This is a genomic window from Pseudomonas sp. AC169 (assembly GCF_979258515.1).
The window spans coordinates 5,846,070-5,859,919 of record NZ_OZ409866.1 but is presented as its reverse complement, the minus strand read 5'-3'; the positions used below and the strand labels follow the sequence as shown (position 1 = coordinate 5,859,919).

Here is a 13,850-nt window from a genome sequence, read left to right as displayed (position 1 = left end):
GTCGATTGACCAGGAGTAAGCCTCATGAAGTTTGATACGCCTGCGAGCACCAATCCCATCGATCAAATGAAAGTGATTGGTCAACCCAAAGATCGAGTTGAAGGCAAACTGAAAACAACCGGCACGGCGACCTATGCTTACGAACAACAGGCCGCTGTCAGTCCCCCCGCCTACGGCTATGTCGTCGGTTCAGCAATCGGCAAAGGCCGAATTTCCTCAATTGATTCGAGCGAAGCACGCCAAGCCAGCGGCGTGATTACAATCGTCACCCATGAGAATGCGGGTCAACTGGACAGGGGCGAATTTTACGTTGACCGCGCACTTGCCGGCCCAAAGATCGATCACTATCACCAGGCTGTAGCCATTATCGTCGCACAGACGTTTGAACAAGCCAGGGCTGCTTCGGCTCTGCTTCGGGTCTACTACGTAAGAGAGCCTGGGGCCTACGACCTCGCAGCACAGAGAGCGTCAGCCAAGACACCCGCGCCGGGTGCGTTCGGCCCTCCTCCGCACACCGCGATCGGGGATTTCGAAGGCGCGTTCAAGCTGGCAGCGGTCACCCTCGACGATCATTACACTACCCCGGATCATGCCCACGCGATGATGGAACCCCATGCCACTATCGCTCAATGGCAGGGAGACAAACTGACGTTATGGACATCCATTCAGCAGATGAACTGGGGTGTCAGAGATCTGGCAAAAATACTGGGTATATCCAAAGACAACATTCACCTCATCTCGCCCTACATCGGCGGCGGCTTTGGTGGAAAAGGCACAATCCTGTGCGACGCCGTATTGGCGTCTCTTGCCGCTAGAGCGGCCGGGCGCCCGGTGAAAGTCGCACTCCCCCGCCCGCTCATGTTCAACAACCTGACCCATAGACCCGCGACGATTCAAAGAATCCGGCTCGGTGCAAATCCGGACGGCACCCTCACGGCCATCGGCCACGAGAGCTGGTCGGGCAATCTGCGCGGTGGTCGCACTGAAGCCGCCACCGCATCCACCCGAACCTTGTATGCCGGCGCAAACCGCATGACACGCTTGTATCTTGCCGAACTTGACCTTGCTGAAGGTAGCGCCATGCGCGCGCCTGGTGAAGCACCAGGCATGATGGCTCTGGAAATTGCCATGGACGAACTGGCTGAGAAGCTGGGGATGGATCCTGTGAAGTTTCGCGTCATCAACGACACCCAGGTAGACCCGGAGCAGCCGGATCGCCGGTTCTCTCAGCGCCAGTTAGTCGAATGCTTGAATACGGGAGCCGATCATTTCGGCTGGGCCCGACGTAATACCCATCCGGCTAAAGAATTGCGTGACGGTTGGTGGATCGGGTTGGGGATGGCGTCCGCAATTCGAGGCGCACCCACGACGAAGTCAGCTGCTCGCGTACGGCTTGATCGCAAAGGCATGGTTACCGTCGAAACCGACATGACCGATATTGGCACCGGCTCTTACACAATCATTGCTCAAACGGCTGCGGAGATGATGGGCGTGGACATGGACAAGGTGAACGTCTACCTGGGCGACTCACGGTTCCCGGAATCGTCGGGTTCAGGTGGCCAATGGGGTGCAGCCTCGTCCACTGCAGGCGTCTATGCTGCTTGTGTGAAACTCAGGGAGGCCATCGCTACGAAGTTGGGCCTGGACCCGACAAAAGCGGAGTTTATCGATGGCCACGTTCGTGAAGGTTCGAAAAATCTGCCCCTGGTACAGGCGACAGAACACGGTGATCTGGTGGCCGAAGACGTCATGGAGTTCGGCGACCTGGCCAAGCAGTATGCTCAGCAAACCTTTGGCGCACACTTCGTCGAGGTGGGTGTAAACGCCGCCACCGGCGAAATTCGCCTTCGCCGGCAGTTGGCGGTCTGCGCAGCAGGCAGAATACTTAACCCGAAAACAGCACGCAGTCAGATAATCGGGGGCATGACCATGGGCGCAGGTGCTGCGCTGATGGAAGAAATGGTTGTCGATCATCGCTTGGGCTTTTTTGTTAATCACGATCTGGCTGGCTACGAAGTGCCGGTGCATGCCGACATTCCCCATCAGGAGGTGATTTTCCTTGATGAAGCAGACTCCTATGCGACACCGCTGAAGGCCAAGGGTGTCGGCGAACTCGGTATTTCAGGAGCGGCAGCGGCGATTGCCAACGCTGTTTATAACGCCACCGGCATTAGGGTTCGTGATTACCCCATTACGCTCGACAAGTTGATTGACCACTTGCCCGCTGTGGGCTGACCTTACCGCTTTTTGCTTCGGAGTCATCAATGCAACTGAGCCGCACGAACCTGGCAGATATTGTTTATTTCCTTGCCATCGCTCGGCATCAAAGCTTCAGAAAGGCGGGGCTAGACGTGGGCATCAGCGCGTCTGCGCTGAGCCATGCCATGAAAGGTCTGGAGACACGGCTTGGCGTTCGACTGCTCAATCGCACCACCCGAAGCGTGACACTCACGGCGGCTGGCGAGGAGCTGCAAAGCCTCATCAGCACTCCCGTAAATGATATCGGGCAGGCGCTGGAGACACTGAATCGGCTGCGCGATGAGCCCGCCGGGCGTATCCGACTAAACGTGTTGAGCGACGGTGCAAAACTGCTGCTCGGCCCTGTTCTCCCGGTTTTCATTGATCGCTATCCGGACATCGAGGTTGACCTCACCGTGACTAACCGAATGGTCGACGTTATCGGCGATGGCCATGATGCAGGGATTCGTTTCGGCGGGACGGTGCCCGAAGACATGATCGCTCAACGACTCTCTCCCGACGTGGCATGGGCCGTCGTTGGAGCGCCTGACTACCTTGAGCGATTCGGTACGCCACTACATCCGGAAGATCTGTGCCAACATCGTTGTTTACGCGTGCGTCTGGGGAATGCACGTATCTACCAGTGGCAATTCTCGAAAGAGGGTCAACAGATGGAGATAGACGCGCCGGGCGCCATCACTATCGATGAGACCCGGGTCGGTGTAGCGATGGCAATGCGCGGCGCCGGCTTGATGTATGTGCCTGCGAAGGTAGTCGAACGACAGATCGCGGAAGGCTCCCTGCGACGAGTCTTGGAGGACTGGACTCATCATGACCCCGGCTTTCACATCTATTACTCAAGCTTCAGACAGGTTCCCGTAGGCATTCGCCTATTGATTGACCTTATCCGCGAACTCGAACCGATGGGGCCACTCCCCTAGCGATTTCAGCTCGCCTGCCGCTTCGTGAAGACATCGCTAAATACCGGCACAGCTGAGAAGGCGTTAGGCCAGCCAGCATAGAACGCCAGATGTGAAAGCAACTCGGAAGCCTCAGTCTGCGTCAGGCCATTGTCCATTGCACGATTGAGGTGGTAACCGATCTGCGCAACCTGACCGTTTGCCACTAACGTCGTAACAGTAATCAGACTACGGTCTCTGGGCGCAAGGCCCGGCCGCAGCCACAGATCGTTGAATAACGCACTGGTGGTGAATTTCACTAACCCAGGCAAAACCGGGCCAACAGATTTGTCGACGGCCGCGACGCGTGCGTCTTCGGCAGCGTGATCGATAGGCAGTAGCACGGGCGACACCGGCGCCAGTTGGTCAGAGGTTATGCCGTGCTTGCTAAACACCTCTTTGGCAATCGGCGCTGCTCCAGCGGCGTTGCCCCAACCTGAATAAAACGCGAGATGGTTGATTGCTTCGGATAGCTCCAAAGGCGTCACTCCATTCTTCAATGCAAGATCTAAGTGAGCGGCCAACTCGGCTGTCTGACCTCTTGCAATCAGGACGGCTACCGTCGCCAGGCTCCGGTCGCGAGCAGACAACTCCGAGCGTTTCCAAACCTCACCAAGAAGAAGGTTGTCCGCGTTGTGAGCCATTATCGGAGATGTGGCGCGTATATCGGCTGAAGTAGGCATGTTAGAAGTTTCCTCGGTCGGCGCCCCCTGAGGGGTGGCGCATGCAGACAAACACATCGCTAATATTGCTGCTACAAATGTGCGAATAATCATAATGAAGCGCCGTACTGGGCTTCGGTGACAAGCTCAAGCCACTCAACATTTTTGCCGTCAAGCGCCTCTTGAATGGCCATGTGAGTTACGCCGGTCGTGCTCGTCGCACCGTGCCAATGCTTGACGCCTGGAGGAGTCCAAATTACGTCTCCAGGCTTGATGACCAGTTTCTGGGCTCCCTCTTGTTGAACCCATCCGGTGCCCATCGTGACCACCAACATCTGTCCAAGCGGATGGGTATGCCACATCGAGCGCGCCCCTGGTTCAAAGGTCACATACCCTGCCGAGACTTTCGATGGAGTCGGTGCGGCAAAGAGAGGCTCAATGCGTGCATTGCCCACGAAATTTGTGGAAGCTCCGATTACTGATGCCTGCTCACCATTTCTCACAATAGTCATGAATTGTTCAGAGGGGGCATCAGCAGCGCATGCATTAAATGCCATGGTGGCCAATAGGGCGACTCCTGGCATGGCAACTCTTGGGCGCATCGGTAGCTCCTTGCTGAATGAATAGAGTTGCGACCAACCTAATGGATGTCTCTACGTCCAACTACCGGCTGTTGGGTTTATGAACCGATGAGCAACACTCAACAATACGCCCGTGCACTCTCATCCAAACTGTTCCTTAAGCATGGTTCTAATTCATGAGCACAGCTCAGTGGTACATCCTGATCGGCCTTATTTTTTTCTGGCAGCCTTCGCATTAGGCTGGACATCCAACCTAAGCACCTGAGTGGGAGCTCTAATTTTTCTCCATGAATCAACTGGACGTAACCTACCAAAAGCCCGAGCAACTGCAATCACAAGATTCGGAGACACATCAGGATCACGGTCTGCGTATCTTGTTGATTCTGAGTCTGTTGATGGCGTTCGCCTCCATCTCCACCGACTTATACCTGCCAGCCATGCCGGAAATGGCAAAGGCACTAAACGTAAGTGGAGGTACTCTGCAGTTTACCGTCACGGGCTACCTCATCGGGTTCAGCACGGGGCAACTGTTTTGGGGGCCAATCAGTGATCGCTTCGGACGAAAACTTCCCGTTGCCATCGGCCTGCTACTTTTCATCATTGGCTCGGCAGGTTGCGCACTGGCCACGGATGGCACCCAGATTATTATCTGGCGCGTCGTGCAAGCGCTGGGGGCATGCGCAAACGTCGTGTTGGCGCGCGCGATGGTGCGAGACCTTTATCAAGGCCGCAAAGCGGCTCAGAAAATGTCTACGCTCATGACGATCATGGCCATAGCCCCGCTCGCGGGGCCGACAGTGGGTGGGCAAATTTTACGGTTCGGCTCATGGCAAGCCATTTTCTGGAGCCTGGTGTTCATCGCCGTGGTGACGTTGATCAGCCTCTACAAGCTGCCGGAAACCCTGCCACATCAGCGACGCAGCCCTGCGTCGCTCAAGCAAATTATCAAACGATATGGCAGTTTCTTTCGTAATAGTCGCTTCTTGGGCTACACAGCAGCCGGCGCATTTTTTTACGCCGGAACATTTGCTTACATCGCCGCCTCACCCTTTGCGTACATAACTTACTACCACGTTTCACCGCAATTTTACGGTCTGCTATTTGCGGCAGGGATTATCGGCATGATGGTCACCGCCCAAGTAAACGCGAGGCTCCTGAAGCGCTATGACACCGAAACGATGATGCTGATAGGGGCGTCACTGTCAGCCTGCGCCGGTATGATACTGGTGGTAAATACTTGGGCAAATTGGGGTGGGCTGCCGTGGATGATCTTCGCTTGCCTGCTCTTCGTTGCAGCGACAGGGATGGTGTTGGCCAACTCGGTAGCGGGCGCCCTGAATTGCTTTCCAGACGCCAGTGGCTCCGCATCTGCCTTGATTGGAGCATTGCAATACGGCTGTGCCATGCTCGGATCAGCAGCAGTGGCGGCTTTTGCCAATGGCACGCCTCTACCGTTGGGCTCTGTACTGGCCGTCTGCGGTACAGGTTGTTTGCTTTGCGCATTCTGGGTGTCAAGAACCCGAACCTGGCGCTTTGACTAAGCTGATTATCAAACCTTCCCTGACTGGATAGTAAATCCACATGAGAAGAACTGCCCCGAAGGGCAGTTCATAGACTGGGTTCAATTACGCGTATTCATAAGCTCGAACATGGCGTCTCCCATTTGACGCGTTTTTACCGAAACCCCCACCAGAATCTCATCTTTACCTGCTGCGAGCTGGGCAAAGGTTTCACTGACGAAATCATCGGCCGACATCATCATATGGCTGGCTGCACCGGCACTGCGAGTACCGCCACCGAGCGCGGTATTGACCAATGGCGGAGCAATTTCAATGACGCGGATGTTAGAAAACTTCATTTGGTGCCTCAGGCTCAGCGTGAAAGAGTGAATAGCCGCCTTGGTTGCGCAGTACACCGGTACGTCAGCCATAGGCGAGTACGCCAGACCCGAGCTGATGTTTAGAATGTAAGCATTGTGTTGCTGTTTGAGGCTCGGCAGCAGCTCTGCTATCAGATGGATAGGCGCTGTGAAGTTAACGGCGACCTCTGCATCAAGCGAATCCATATGTGGGTCGCTGTTGAAGTCACGTTGGCGCTGAACACCTGCATTGTTGATCACAACGTTGAGGTATGGATAGTTGGATTTAAGCCATTTAACCATCGCACGGCGACTGTCAACGTCGGCCACATCGCATGCATAGGTGATTAACGCTGAAGCATCATCTTTAGCCCGTTGCAACATGGCCTCATTGCGGCCGCAAATGATCACCGTATTGTTTTCGGCGAAGCGTTTGGCGAGGGAGAAGCCGATGCCGGTGGCACCGCCAGTGATCAGGATTGTATTGCCATCAAGTTTCATGAGCGCTTGTCCTACTTTTAATAAGAAGGTGCGCTGCAATAGGAGAGAATCCGCAGGCACACCTTCGCAACCGGCATGCCGGGCAAGGTGTCGCGGATACCCTTTCGGGAGGAGTTGGCGTTCCGGGGAACGATGACCGGGCTACCATCCGGCCTGCACTCTTTCGACTGACAATTTCTACCAAGCTTTTATGCGGATCACAACCCGTGCTGTTCAACACAGCTGAAAATATCGAGCATCGTGAAATTCGATCCGCATTTCGCTCAAGAGTGATCAGCGCGCCCCAGGTCACGTACGTGCAGTGTGACCTAGTTCTCCGGCGCCTGACTCTCCAGGATTTTTGGCAGCTCGGCTGCCAGCAAGTCAATAGCCAGGCGTGATCGTAATGGAAGGTGCTGGGCGTCAGGCCATACAACATTACATTCCATCGCCGCACGAGGTCGCTCACCCCAAATCTCGATTAACTCACCGCGTTGAATACGTTCCCGAATCAACCAGTACGGAAGCCACGCAATACCCATGTCTGCAACGGCCGCATGGGTGACCATCTCGAGGTCATCCAATCGAATTCGGGAAGACACAGGAACCTCGACTATCACACCATTTTCCCCAGGGAGCCGCCAAGGCATCGCCTGACCGTTGCGGCAGTAAGGCAGTAGCTGATGACTCGACAGATCTATCAATGAGTCCGGCGTCCCATGTTGATTAAGGTATGAAGGAGAAGCACACAATAACTTGGGTTGGCTGACCAGTCGGCGTGCGCGCAGGGTGGCCCCATTCCCTAAAGAGCCACTGCGCACAGCGAGGTCGAACCCGTCAGATACTAAATCTATCTGACGATCGCTAAAACCGAGTTCGATCTCCAAGCCAGGATGCTCGCGAGCAAACCTGAGCAGAATCGGCGCAACGCAGTACCTACCAAATAGTACGGGAAGCGAAACGCGCAACCTTCCGACCACTTCACGGCGCCCTGTCTCCAGCATGATCTCGCCGGCGCGGAGCTCCTCAACAGCTCGCAGACAACGCTCATAATATTGCTGACCGTCTTCAGTAATGCATTGTGTCCTTGTCGTGCGCTTAAAAAGCTGGACACCCAACCGCTCCTCCAGACGCGCGATTGACTTTCCCACTGCCGAACGCGTGAGTGATAAACGCTCGCCAGCCTTGGCAAAGCCACCCGACTCCACCACCTCAACAAACAGTTGCACACCATCGAACATATCCCGCATAGCACGTCCTCAAAACTTCGAAACTGTAGAATTTTTGGAACCACTAATGAGACCAACCGCCACCAATGAGTATCAAAATTCTACTTTATAGTAAGTAGGAGATGAGCAAGAAATGCTTTTAAAATCTAATGTGCTGCGTGCCGGTATCACGTTGCTGCGCCAGGCGCGTCGTGCAATCAAGGGCGGCAGATGATTATTACAATCGTATATGACAGTGGCTATGGACACACCGAACGCGTTGCTAAGTATTTAGCTCAAGGTGCGTCTGAGGTTGCAGGAACCGATGTAAAGGCTATTTGCGTCAATGATGGACTCACGGATTGGGAGCGCCTTGAGAATAGCGATGCGATTATTTTCGGCTCGCCTACGTACAACAGTCTTATCAGCGCAAAGCTGAAGCAGTTTTTCGAAGACTCCACCAAGGCAGCCTGGACTCAACAGAAGTGGCGCAACAAGATCGCAGCCGGCTTCACGAACTCCGGTGCCCAACACGGAGACAAACTGAACTCCCTTATGTCGATGGCCTTGTTCGCAGCACAGCACGGAATGATTTGGGTCGGACTCGACTTGATGCCCGGCAACAGCAGTAGCACTGGATCAGCCACCGATCTGAACCGTCTAGGAAGTTGGCTAGGGGTGATGACGCAAGCAAACACTGACGAGGCCCCAGAAGTCTCGCCGCCAGACAGCGACTTGCGCACAGCCGAATACTTTGGGCGTCGCGTGGCTCAAGTCGCGGCTCGATTCTTACCAGTTTGACGCTCATACCATCAATTAAGGAGACATCTCATGAAGCTGCTTTGCTTAGACATTCCTCAGCCCGGCGCCACCTTTGCTCAGTATGAGCCACACATGAAGGATGAAGTCCGTCATAGCTGGAAACTGTACAAGGAAGGTGCGATCCGCGACATCTACTTCCGTCAAGACCGGCCAGGCGTTGCCATCATCGCCGAGTTTGATTCTGTTGAGGCAGCCAGAAAGTCTCTTGCCGAGTTCCCTCTTACATTAGCTGGTTTGATTGGTTGGGAAGTAATCCCATTGGGGCCATTTACAAACTGGGAATCGCTGTTTTCCTCCGAGAACGATTGATTATCTCTCAACTGCGCTTGAAACCCTCTGCCACATAGATGGAGCACCAAGCGCTTTAACAGGATCATCAGCATGAAAGTATTGGGCTTCGCAGCGCACTCGGCAACGGCCTCACTCGAGCCGTTTTCATTTACAAGGCGCGAAACACGAGATGACGATATCGTCATCGACATATTGTATTGCGGCGTCTGCCACACAGACTTGCACCTTGCTCGTAACCATGGAGGCTATACAACGTATCCGATCATCCCAGGACACGAGATCATCGGCAGAGTGCGGCAAGTTGGAGCACAGGTATCACGCTTCCAAGTGGGCCAGTTAGTCGGCGTAGGCTGTATGGTTGACTCTTGCCAGCAATGCCAGCCGTGTCAACACGGGTGGGAACAGAACTGCCTGGAGGGATCGACCTTTACCTACAACAGTAAAGACAGACGCGACGGCAGTGTTACCTTTGGTGGTTATTCTCAATCCATCGTAGTCCGGGAAGCGTTCGTGCTATCCGTACCCGCCGGACTCGACCCTGCTGGTGCTGCCCCCCTATTGTGTGCGGGGGTCACTACATGGTCACCACTGCTGCACTGGAATGTTGGCGCCGGCAGCAAGGTCGCGGTTATTGGCCTTGGCGGGCTTGGTCACATGGCCTTGAAGCTGGCAAAGGCATTGGGTGCAGATGTCAGTCTGTTCACTCGAACTGAGGGCAAATCAGAGGATGCATTTCGATTGGGCGCCGATCATGTGGTGGTGTCGAGCGATCCAGAACAGATGAGCGCAGTGAAGGGCCAATTCGATGTGATCATCGATACCGTGCCCTACGATCACGACATTAATCCGTACCTACCCACCCTTGCGTTAGAAGGCGTATTGGTTCTTGTGGGCTACATGGGCCAACTTTCTACAGCGGTCAACGCGGGCATGCTGGTCAGCGGCCGCAAGGCTGTCACCGGCTCCTTTATCGGAGGGCTGAAAGAAACGCAGCAAATGCTGGATTTCTGCGGCGAGAAAGGGATCGTCTCTGACATCGAAGTAATCCCGATTCAAAAGATAAATGAGGCCTACGATCGGATGTCGCGGAGCGATGTAAAATACCGCTTCGTCATAGACATGGCATCCTTGAAAATCTAACGCAGATGCTCCTGGGAGATGCCAAGCGCGTCCCCAGGTAGCTAAGACACGGTGCGGCCGACAGCGGCCGCCTCGTCAGATTGAATCCAGGCGGAATGGCTTCGTTGCAAGCGCTACAACGTCTAGGTCGATCAACTCTAGAGACTGGACGATACCTGCGACCTCCGCTTTGTAGTGTCTGAACGACTCCGTCTCAAGATGTGCCTTATACGCCTCATTATCGCGATAAATTTCGACAACGAAGAAGCTGCCTGACACATCGCTACGCTCCAATGCGTAAAAAGCCAGAACGCCAGGCTCTTGGGCTACCAACTCTTCCACAATGCGCTTGGAGGCATCCCGGTATTGCTCCAACTGCTTTTGGTCTACCTGGATCTTGGCAATACGAATAAGGGGCGCACATCCCTTGTGACCAGGTTCAGCTTGAGCCATTAGTTCTGTGGCATCAGGTTTGGCAGACATCTTAAAACCTCGATGATTTCTGGCGCGGGCTTACGCATCGACAATCCCAGATTCAAAGCCTGAATAGCTTCTCGGCATTGCCGTGGGCGATCAGCGCTTTCTCCGTCTCGCTGATTGGCAGGTTCTCAATAAATGCGCGGGCGCCGTCCAAACTCTGGTAAGGGTAATCGATGGAATAGAGGATGCGCTCTGCCCCCATCAACGAGTACACAAACTGAAAATGCGGCAGGGTGAGCATACCGCTGGGCGAAACATAGACATGTTCACGATAGGTCTGAACGATTGGGCGGTTAAGCCCCGAGGCTTCCTGTGGAATCGAATCCTCCAAGCGCTGCAGGAAAAAGGGCACCATTTCCCCCCAGTGACCACTGATGACTTGCAGTGAGGGATAGCGGTCAAATACACCCGCCAAGAGCATACGGATTACTTGGATCCCCGCTTCGTTGTGCCAACCCCACGCGAACATGGAAAGCCGAGCACTCAGCTCACGATCAAAGCCACCATAGTACGGCGCCTGTACGGCGGGCAGAGGCAAACCTGGATGCACATACAACGCAACATTCAATTCATTGAGAGCACTCAGTATCGGTGCATATTGCGGGGCGTCCAGGAAGGGTTCGCCAGGTCGACCGTTAATCAATGCGCCTTTGAGGCCCAACTGCGTAACCGCCCTCTCCAGCTCAATCGCTGCCGCCTCTGGAGCCTGCCAAGGAAGTGTGGCAAAGCCTGAAAAGCGAGTGGGATTGGCATGCGCCGCCTCGGCCAGTTTATCGTTCGCGGCACGGCACACATCAACAGCCTTTTCCGCTGATAGCATTTGAGGGAAGCCGCCATAGGAGAGCACTTGCATACCGATGCCTGCGGCATTCATGTCGGCAAGCCTTGATGCTCCCATGTCTAGCCCTTTGCGCGCTGATTCAGCAGGTGCAATTACATGAGGCCGACTTGTATCAGTGCCTGAGTTTACGCCATCCACAACTCGGCTGCCCCAACCCGAAAGATAAGGAGCCTCTGCACCGACAAGCGCCTGGCAGGCAGCACCTGTTGCTGGATCTAGAACGTGTTCTTCTACACAAATCAGCTTCATAGCCCTGTCCTCTGTCCGAAGTTAATGCCTATGACGCCAGCAATGCGTCTCTTAGCGCTTCTCCCAGGCTCGAAGCAGACTGCGGGTTCTGACCAGTGATAAATCGACCGTCAACAACGACATTATCTGCCCAGTTAGCTGCGTGTTGATGAAGCGCCCCGCGCGATGTGAGCGTAGAAGCGAGCAAGAAAGGAACCACGTGAGTGGACTCCACCTCCTCTTCCTCTTCGTCGGTAAAAGCAGCCAGGTGTTTGCCCGCAACCAAGAGGGTGTCGTCTGTGCGGCGAGCATTGACGAAGGCCGCCGGGCCATGACACACCGCAGAAATGATTCCACCTGCAGCATCAATCTCTCGAATTGCTCTTTGCACGGAAATGTTGTCAGGAAAGTCCCACATAGTGCCGTGGCCACCGGCGAAAAAGATGGCGGAATAGTGTGAGGGATCAATCTCATCGATTCTCAAGGTATTGGCCAATGCCTGACGAAAATCGCTATCCGCCCAAAAGTGGGCAATTACCGGATCGGCCATATCCTCCATGCCGTCGAGAGGCGCAGCGCCTCCCAAGATGGAAGCAAGCTCAACGCGAATACCCGCCGCCTGTAGCTTTTCCAGTGGGTGAGTGACCTCCGCCAAATTGAAGCCAGTAGGAATACCTGTTTCTCCCTTCACCGCATTACTGGTAACCACGAAAAGTACGGGTTTTACTTCTGATGCCTGATGGCTCATGTTATCTAAACCTTTGAAACAAGATTGAGGATAGATGGAGTGCTCGACACTTAGACATCGCAGAGCACCAATTTGAAATAAAGTAGCAACCACTTATAGACCAGCCCGATCTCAAACTATGAGCAGCCTACCGCGCCTCATATTTCTGCGATTCGCCAGGAATGACCTTAAAATAGAAATCTATTCAGTATTGGAGAAATATCCTCCTATCTCTGTAGAGCGTCAGTAGCCAATCGCACCGTGTATCTGAAAGACCAGTAATTAATACTGGAAGGTGATCTCGACATAAAATGCCTCTAGAAAATTGGCAACTCGATCGAATGGTGACAAAAACTGTCCACATAGCCTTATAGAGTCGTCTCCGTGACTACCTCAGTCACTTTTGGAGCTTGGAGACGCATGATGAAACGCATTCAGTACGAGAACTACGGCGGGCCGGAGGTAATGCGGATTGCCGACTTTAACCTACCTACCCCAGGCAAAGGTGAGGTAGGAGTAAGGGTCAAATTTGCGGCGATAAACCCCATTGACTGGAAGTTGCGCGCCGGGCAAATGAAGATCGTCACTGGCAACACATTCCCTCGCGCAATGGGTATGGATTTCTCTGGCACAGTGGTATCTGTTGGCCCAGGTGTCACCCGCCTAAAGGTGGGCGATTCAGTCTTCGGACTTGCCCGCTTCAAGGAGAGCGGTGCGTTTGGCCAAGCCGTCATCACAAAAGAAGCATTCCTAGCACATAAGCCTGATGATGTTTCTTTCGAGGATGCCGCGTGCCTGGGCACACCGGGTATAACCGCATGGAACGGACTAATAGACAAAGCGAAGCTGCAAGCTGATCAGCATGTCTTCGTAAACGGTTGTGCTGGTGCTGTCGGCGAAGCCGCCGTTCAAATAGCGCTGATGCATGGCGCTGTCGTCTCGGGAAGCTGCAGCGCTAAGGACATACAGCGAGCAAAATCGCTAGGGATGCAGACAGTCTATGATTACAGGAACACTCAGGTATCGAGTATCACCACCCGATTCGATGTAGTTTACGACACTGCAGCGACGCTACCGGTTTCGCCAGGCGTTGCAATGTTGCGAGCCGGAGGCGTATTTCTAGATCTGAATCCAGATCTCGGCAAGTTTATTCGAGCTATTTTTGATCGCAGACTTAAACCAATTATCGGGTCGCCGCGCGCTGACATTCTGGATAAGCTTGCAGAAGCTGCTAGTGAAAGGATCTTCAGGATCCCGGTAGGAAAAACCGTTTCCCTAATCGATGCAATTCAACTGATCGGGGAGCTCGAAAAAGGTCAAAAACTCGGCGGCAAGGCCGTTATTGAGATGGAATAG

General features: G+C 54.2%; 14 protein-coding genes. 7 read left to right on the top strand and 7 right to left on the bottom strand.

The genetic code is table 11. The annotated features are described in order from the left end of the window. Positions 1–24 precede the first annotated feature (24 nt). Positions 25–2,235: an aldehyde oxidoreductase molybdenum-binding subunit PaoC gene (gene paoC, locus ACZZ0G_RS26150; protein ID WP_463558123.1), complete on the top strand. Its 2,211-nt coding sequence runs from the start codon at positions 25–27 to the stop codon at positions 2,233–2,235. Between the two features lie 29 nt (positions 2,236–2,264). Next, the gene (locus ACZZ0G_RS26145; RefSeq protein ID WP_463558122.1) at positions 2,265–3,179 is read left to right on the top strand and encodes a LysR family transcriptional regulator; all 915 of its coding nucleotides are present in this window, start codon (positions 2,265–2,267) and stop codon (positions 3,177–3,179) included. A gap of 5 nt (positions 3,180–3,184) precedes the next feature. Here the strand turns inward: ACZZ0G_RS26145 and ACZZ0G_RS26140 are convergent, their stop codons facing one another. Then, positions 3,185–3,973, bottom strand: a complete 789-nt coding sequence (locus ACZZ0G_RS26140) for a carboxymuconolactone decarboxylase family protein (RefSeq protein WP_463558121.1) — start codon at positions 3,971–3,973, stop codon at positions 3,185–3,187. Continuing rightward, complete coding sequence (locus ACZZ0G_RS26135; protein ID WP_463558120.1) at positions 3,970–4,461, bottom strand: (R)-mandelonitrile lyase; 492 nt, start codon at positions 4,459–4,461, stop codon at positions 3,970–3,972. Before ACZZ0G_RS26135 ends, ACZZ0G_RS26140 begins: the two co-directional genes overlap by 4 nt. A 266-nt stretch (positions 4,462–4,727) precedes the next feature. Between ACZZ0G_RS26135 and ACZZ0G_RS26130 the strand changes: the two genes are divergently transcribed. After that, on the top strand, positions 4,728–5,981 hold the full coding sequence (locus ACZZ0G_RS26130) for a Bcr/CflA family multidrug efflux MFS transporter (RefSeq protein WP_463558119.1): 1,254 nt from the start codon (positions 4,728–4,730) through the stop codon (positions 5,979–5,981). An 80-nt stretch (positions 5,982–6,061) separates the two neighbouring features. Here the strand turns inward: ACZZ0G_RS26130 and ACZZ0G_RS26125 are convergent, their stop codons facing one another. Next, positions 6,062–6,799 (bottom strand): SDR family oxidoreductase, encoded by a 738-nt coding sequence (locus ACZZ0G_RS26125; RefSeq protein WP_463558118.1) that lies wholly within the window; start codon positions 6,797–6,799, stop codon positions 6,062–6,064. 308 nt (positions 6,800–7,107) lie between these two features. After that, on the bottom strand, positions 7,108–8,028 hold the full coding sequence (locus ACZZ0G_RS26120) for a LysR family transcriptional regulator (RefSeq protein ID WP_463558117.1): 921 nt from the start codon (positions 8,026–8,028) through the stop codon (positions 7,108–7,110). A 189-nt stretch (positions 8,029–8,217) separates the two neighbouring features. Between ACZZ0G_RS26120 and ACZZ0G_RS26115 the strand changes: the two genes are divergently transcribed. From ACZZ0G_RS26115 to ACZZ0G_RS26105, 3 genes are all read left to right on the top strand, one after another. Next, the gene (locus ACZZ0G_RS26115) at positions 8,218–8,787 is read left to right on the top strand and encodes a flavodoxin family protein (protein WP_463558116.1); all 570 of its coding nucleotides are present in this window, start codon (positions 8,218–8,220) and stop codon (positions 8,785–8,787) included. 30 nt (positions 8,788–8,817) lie between these two features. Next, positions 8,818–9,117: a YciI family protein gene (locus tag ACZZ0G_RS26110; protein WP_463558115.1), complete on the top strand. Its 300-nt coding sequence runs from the start codon at positions 8,818–8,820 to the stop codon at positions 9,115–9,117. A gap of 72 nt (positions 9,118–9,189) precedes the next feature. Continuing rightward, positions 9,190–10,239 carry an NAD(P)-dependent alcohol dehydrogenase gene (locus tag ACZZ0G_RS26105; RefSeq protein ID WP_463558114.1) on the top strand — a complete coding sequence of 350 codons (1,050 nt, stop codon included), beginning with the start codon at positions 9,190–9,192 and terminating at the stop codon, positions 10,237–10,239. Between the two features lie 75 nt (positions 10,240–10,314). On the opposite strand, the gene ACZZ0G_RS26100 is transcribed toward ACZZ0G_RS26105, so the two are convergent. Genes ACZZ0G_RS26100 through ACZZ0G_RS26090 form a run of 3 tightly spaced genes read right to left on the bottom strand, consistent with a single transcriptional unit; the run spans position 10,315 to position 12,515 of the window. Then, a complete protein-coding gene (locus ACZZ0G_RS26100; protein ID WP_463558113.1) occupies positions 10,315–10,701 on the bottom strand; it encodes a putative quinol monooxygenase in 387 nt (128 codons plus the stop codon). 52 nt (positions 10,702–10,753) lie between these two features. Beyond that, on the bottom strand, positions 10,754–11,788 hold the full coding sequence (locus ACZZ0G_RS26095; RefSeq protein ID WP_463558112.1) for an amidohydrolase family protein: 1,035 nt from the start codon (positions 11,786–11,788) through the stop codon (positions 10,754–10,756). A gap of 28 nt (positions 11,789–11,816) precedes the next feature. Beyond that, the gene (locus ACZZ0G_RS26090; RefSeq protein ID WP_463558111.1) at positions 11,817–12,515 is read right to left on the bottom strand and encodes a type 1 glutamine amidotransferase domain-containing protein; all 699 of its coding nucleotides are present in this window, start codon (positions 12,513–12,515) and stop codon (positions 11,817–11,819) included. A gap of 402 nt (positions 12,516–12,917) precedes the next feature. Between ACZZ0G_RS26090 and ACZZ0G_RS26085 the strand changes: the two genes are divergently transcribed. Then, positions 12,918–13,850, top strand: a complete 933-nt coding sequence (locus tag ACZZ0G_RS26085; protein WP_463558110.1) for an NAD(P)-dependent alcohol dehydrogenase — start codon at positions 12,918–12,920, stop codon at positions 13,848–13,850.